Raw genomic sequence first — 4,686 nt, forward strand, 5'->3', positions numbered from 1 at the left:
CGGCTTGCCCGCCCAGGTTGTTGGTGGCTTCGTGCCTCACGTCGATCAGCACGTACCGGTTGCCGGCAAGCTCATCGATGGCTTCTCCACCGCCGCCCTGCGCGTAGCGGTCATGCTGGCTGAGCGAGAAAACCCGGCCCGGCGCAAGCGAGCGCGCCGTGCCGGCGCCCTCGAAGCGCACCAGCCGCGACTCGTGCGCGCGCATCGCACGCGCGGCGCTCTGTTCGGCGGCATCGTCGTCGGCGTACTGGCCGTGGCCCGCGTAGTCGTAGTCTTCCAGCACGGGCAGCGCCTCGACGATTACCTGCGACTGCAACTGTGCGGCGTGCGCGGTCAACGAGCGCTCGTTCCACGCCGCGCGCGCCACGCTGCCCGGACGGACGGATTGCACGGCGGAAAAACGCGTGATGCTGTCGCTGGTTTCCGTGGCGTCGCTGCGGTGAAAGCGCAGGGGTGACGCCGGGTCTTCCGGACGCGCCGCGTCCGCATCGAAGATCACCACGCGGTGGCGCGCGCCGCCGCCAGCGCTTTCGCCATCGTCCTGCTGGTGCTCGAAGCGGTAGCACAGGCCGGCCTGCGCCAGGATGCGCTCCACGAACGCCAGGTCCGATTCACGGTACTGGGTGCAGATCGCACGGGGCGGCAGCGCTTCGGTGAGTTCGAAGGCGAACGCGGCCTGGGGATAATCCGAAAACACCTCGCTGACGATGTCCTGCACCGACAGGTCCTGATAGATAAAGCTGTCGCGGCGCAGCGCCAGCGCCGCCATCCACGGCGCCGCATGCAAACGGTAGCGCGCCAGGCCGCCATCGGCGCCCAGCGCGTCCGCGCCTTCGACCACCGCGTGCCAGTGCCGCATCGTGCCATCGGCCTGCAGCAGGCTGACAGTGATCTCCTTGCCCAGCAAGGCCGCCACGTCCAGTTCCGCGCTGGCCGCCAGGCAATCCAGCGTCATCGAGAACAGCCGCGAGACGCCCTCGGACAGGCTCATGTGCTCGACGACCAGTTCCGCATCAAGCGCGGTGGTCAGGCGCAGCAAGCGGGCTTGTTGCGACAAGGTGGCAATGTTCAGCGTGGAATAGGCCGGGGCGTTGGAAGGCGAGGCGTTCATAGGGCTGGGCGGTATTCGTTTGGCGAAGCCAGAGGCGCGCGGGTGCGCCGGAAGGGGCGGGCCTTCTCATGCGTGGCCCGCCCGGGTCTTGCGTGCCGCCGCTAGGGCAGCGAAATCGTCAGGTGCGCGGCACGCGGACCCAGCTTGACGATGTCGTGATAGGGCGCCATCGCGGTCTGCATTTCGGTGTTCAGGAAGTGGCCCATGCCCAGGAAGGCGAGCAGACCCAGCAATGCGAACAACGCCATGATCGACCACAGCGGCACGTCGCGCTTGAGCGTGTGCGCCACCTTATCGGGCAGCGGCCAGTGCGGCGCGAAGCCGGTGCGCTTACCGCGCAACAGGGCAATTTCGTCGCCCAGCCGCGCCGTCAGATACCCGAGCTTTTCCTGGCCTTCGATCAGGTACTTGCCCTGAAAGCCCAGCAGCAGGCACATGTAATAGATCTCCAGCGATTGCAGGCGCGGCGCGCCCTGCGCGCGCAGATCCTCCAGCCGGGCGAAGAAGTTCTCGCCCGCCAGCTGCTCGCCAAAGAGCGCAAGCTGCAGCGGCTGAAGCATCCAGGCGTCGCGGATCGCGAAACCGGAATTGAGCACGGTCTCGTCCACGGCGGCACAGAACGCGTACTTGGTGGCGTACACGTCCTCGGCGGGAATATCCATTTTCTTGGCGGCGCGCTCGTAGTCCGCCAGGAACTGCTGCACATGGGCGGAGAAGGCGGCCGCGTCGGCGGGCTCTTGGCCGCTCTTGAGCAAAAACAGCATCAGGAACCCGTCGTACATCAGATCCAGCAACGACCGGGCGGGACGGCTTGCGTGAAAGGCTGCCGCGTGCGGCGGCAGCGTTGCGCCAGGCATCAGGGAGGGGGCGTCAGCAGTCATGTCGTTCCTGTCAGCGAGTCACTGCGATCAGATCCAGCTTGAGTTCGGGAATCCCGGCGGGGGCATAGATGGCAATGCTTCGCGCCTGCAGCATGCGGTCATACAACGAACCGCGCGTCTGCAACGCGAAATAGACAGCGCCCGGCTTGACGGGCACGGCGGGCGGCACCTGAGGTGTATAGGAAAGCGGCACGCCCGGCATGGCGGACAGCACCAGCTTGTCCACGTCTTCCGGCGCGCCCACCTTGAAGCGCATGGGCACGCTCTCGGCCAGTTCAGCGGCGGGCATCGCGGCCTGGACCGCCAGATACAGCGAGGTGGTCTCGTCCAGCTTTTCGGAATCGAGGCGGCCCATGTGGAACGAGGGGCGCAACTCTTCGAGCACGATCGAGAAGTACCGGGTCGAGATCACCGTTTCGAGCAGGTCGCGCAGGATCTCGTCCATGCGGGCAAATGCCGGTCCGGGCGCATCGTGGCGATACACGGGAAGATCCGCCAGCGTGTGCACCTTGGAAAAGGTCATCAACGCGCCCGCCAGCCGTGCCAGTTCCTGGAACAGGCGCTCGGGGTGCAACTGCGGGTGATGGAACAGGTGCGACAGCGTGGCGTAGGCCTCGTTCGCGGTGTGCAGCAGCCAGAACGAGGCGACGTCGCCAGAGCGGAACTCGATGATGTTCTTGCTGGGTTCGCGATGAAATCCGTAGAGCGCGTTGACCTTGGCTTGCAAGGCGTCGAGCAGCCGCCGGAGCAGCTCGTGCAGGGCGCCCGAGGCGGTCAGCGACAGGCTGGGCGCAATGAATGTCGTATCCAGTTCATAGCTGGCGTTGGCCGTGCGCCGAACGCGCGCCACGGGAATTGCCAGCAGTTCGTCACGCGGTTCGAATTCGGAGATCAGGCGCACGTCCTTGCGCAGGAATGCGAGCTCGGCGGAGGCCGCGCCGGTGTAGAGATCGGGGGCGGGGGTATTGCTGTGCGTGTAACGGGAATCGAAGCTGCCCGACGTCTGGGCGTCGCGGTAGTTGCCGCCGATGGCCTTCAAGGGATGGATCGCCAGATAGAACACGGCTTCGGTCACGCCATCCAGCGCGGTCAACGCGACAGGCGGCGGAAGTTCATCGCCGTGTGGCGCGCTGTAGAGTTCGCCGTCCGGAAACACGGCGCTCATTTCGGTGGCGCGCAGCATGCCATTGGCTAGCGCCGAGGCATCGAAACGCGCAGAGCGCAGACCCCATGCATAGGGGTGCAACACGCGGGCCATTTCGGCCAGCCGATCTTCGTGATATGCATCCTGCCGCTGGAAATGCTGCGGCCGGAGGAACAGACCTTCGCCCCAAAGGACTTTGGCGGAGTAACTCAAAATACGCGCTCCCTGTTTCGTCTTTCCGGGTTTCTCTGTAGCGATAAGAATTGAAGGATGTGAACGGCGGGCGGCTTTGATGCTTCAGCCTGGACACTGCACGCCGGACAGGCGTGACGGATCGTAGGCGGGTACACCCGCAGGCAACGTGGGGCGGCCCTTGGCCACCGTCAGCGCGCAGGCATGCGCGCCCAGTACGATGCCGTCGTCTTCCACATCTTCGACTTTGAATACGTACTTCCACCGCATGGGCGCGGGTGCATAGAACAGCCCGGCGACAGCGATGTAATCGGCTTGCTTGGGGACTTTTTCGACGGTTTCGTAACGCTGTCCCGGCGTGAGCGTGAGCTCGCGCGAACCCAGCATTGATTCCCCCAGGGCTGCCTTTTCCCCGGCAGTGTCTATCAATTGCGTGAGCGGCGCACGCTGGAATGGCTCAGGATTCTTCAGGTAGTATATTTTTGTAACGACCGCCATCGCCTGGCCGGCGCCGGCATTCAAATTTTCTCCGGCGTGAATCGCCAGATCCACTTCCACAGGCGCGTTTTCGGGCTTTTTCAGGCCCGTCATCTCCATCGCATTGCCCGTCAAACCGGCCACCGCGCCGATGGCCGAAACGGCTGCACATCCAGTAAGGACGGTGCTCGCAAGCGCACACGACAACCCCGTGAACAAACGTGATAAACGGATATGTTTGGACATGGCTCTTTATACCGGAAGTGTGTGAAGCAATACAGATCACGGCACGATACGTGCAAATTCGACGCAAGTAACATGAAGAAACGTGCTGTAGCGCTGCACTAACAAAAGGTTGTTGAAATACGGCCCCTGGTTACAACCTTGCTAGGTGCTTAAAAAATGCGCTTCCCCCGCCTCGTTGTCATCGCAGGTTTGGCTGCCTTTTTGGCCGGCTGCGCGACGGTCAAGCCACAGTCCGACGCCGAATACAAGCAGTCCCTGGCCGATGCGGAAAAGACGCTGGCGCAGAAGGACGCCGACCTGGCCGTCGCGCAATTTGAAGAGATCGCGCAGCGCAATCCGTCCAAGGGCGAGCCCTGGTCCTACATCGCCAAGATCCGCTTCGACCAACAGAAATATGGGCAGGCGATCGTGGCCGCCGACGAAACGTTGAGCCGCGATCCGGATGACTTCGTGGCCAAGACGGTGCGCGCCGTCGGTGGCTTGCGTGTGGCCATGCAGTCCCTGGCCGATGTGCGCGCCGACGCGCTGCTGGCCGGCAATGCCCGCCCGGACGCCGTCGCGCTGGCCGAGGCGATGCGTGAAACGCTGGGCCAGGACGTCCTGTTCCCCGAGGGACGCCGCCCGCCGCCCCGGCC

5 protein-coding genes are annotated in these 4,686 nt (G+C 64.4%); 1 reads left to right on the forward strand and 4 read right to left on the reverse strand.

Going from position 1 to position 4,686, the window contains the following annotated elements; genetic code table 11:
* The 4 genes from B3446_RS25080 to tssJ form a co-directional block, all read right to left on the reverse strand.
* The coding region (locus B3446_RS25080; protein ID WP_291386509.1) for a type VI secretion system Vgr family protein at positions 1–1,111 on the reverse strand (1,111 nt) is incomplete at its 3' end.
* Between the two features lie 101 nt (positions 1,112–1,212).
* Entirely contained in the window at positions 1,213–1,992 is a 780-nt protein-coding gene (locus B3446_RS25085; RefSeq protein ID WP_175123334.1) for a DotU family type IV/VI secretion system protein, read from the reverse strand.
* A 10-nt stretch (positions 1,993–2,002) separates the two neighbouring features.
* Positions 2,003–3,349 (reverse strand): type VI secretion system baseplate subunit TssK, encoded by a 1,347-nt coding sequence (tssK, locus tag B3446_RS25090; RefSeq protein ID WP_175123333.1) that lies wholly within the window; start codon positions 3,347–3,349, stop codon positions 2,003–2,005.
* A gap of 84 nt (positions 3,350–3,433) precedes the next feature.
* On the reverse strand, positions 3,434–4,051 hold the full coding sequence (gene tssJ / locus B3446_RS25095) for a type VI secretion system lipoprotein TssJ (protein WP_291386513.1): 618 nt from the start codon (positions 4,049–4,051) through the stop codon (positions 3,434–3,436).
* 156 nt (positions 4,052–4,207) lie between these two features.
* On the opposite strand from tssJ, the gene B3446_RS25100 reads away from it, so the two are divergent.
* On the forward strand, positions 4,208–4,686 hold a 479-nt coding region (locus B3446_RS25100; RefSeq protein WP_291386515.1), incomplete at its 3' end, for a tetratricopeptide repeat protein.

It is taken from the genome of Achromobacter sp. UBA5777 (assembly GCF_002418565.1).
Lineage (GTDB): Bacteria > Pseudomonadota > Gammaproteobacteria > Burkholderiales > Burkholderiaceae_B > Achromobacter > Achromobacter animicus.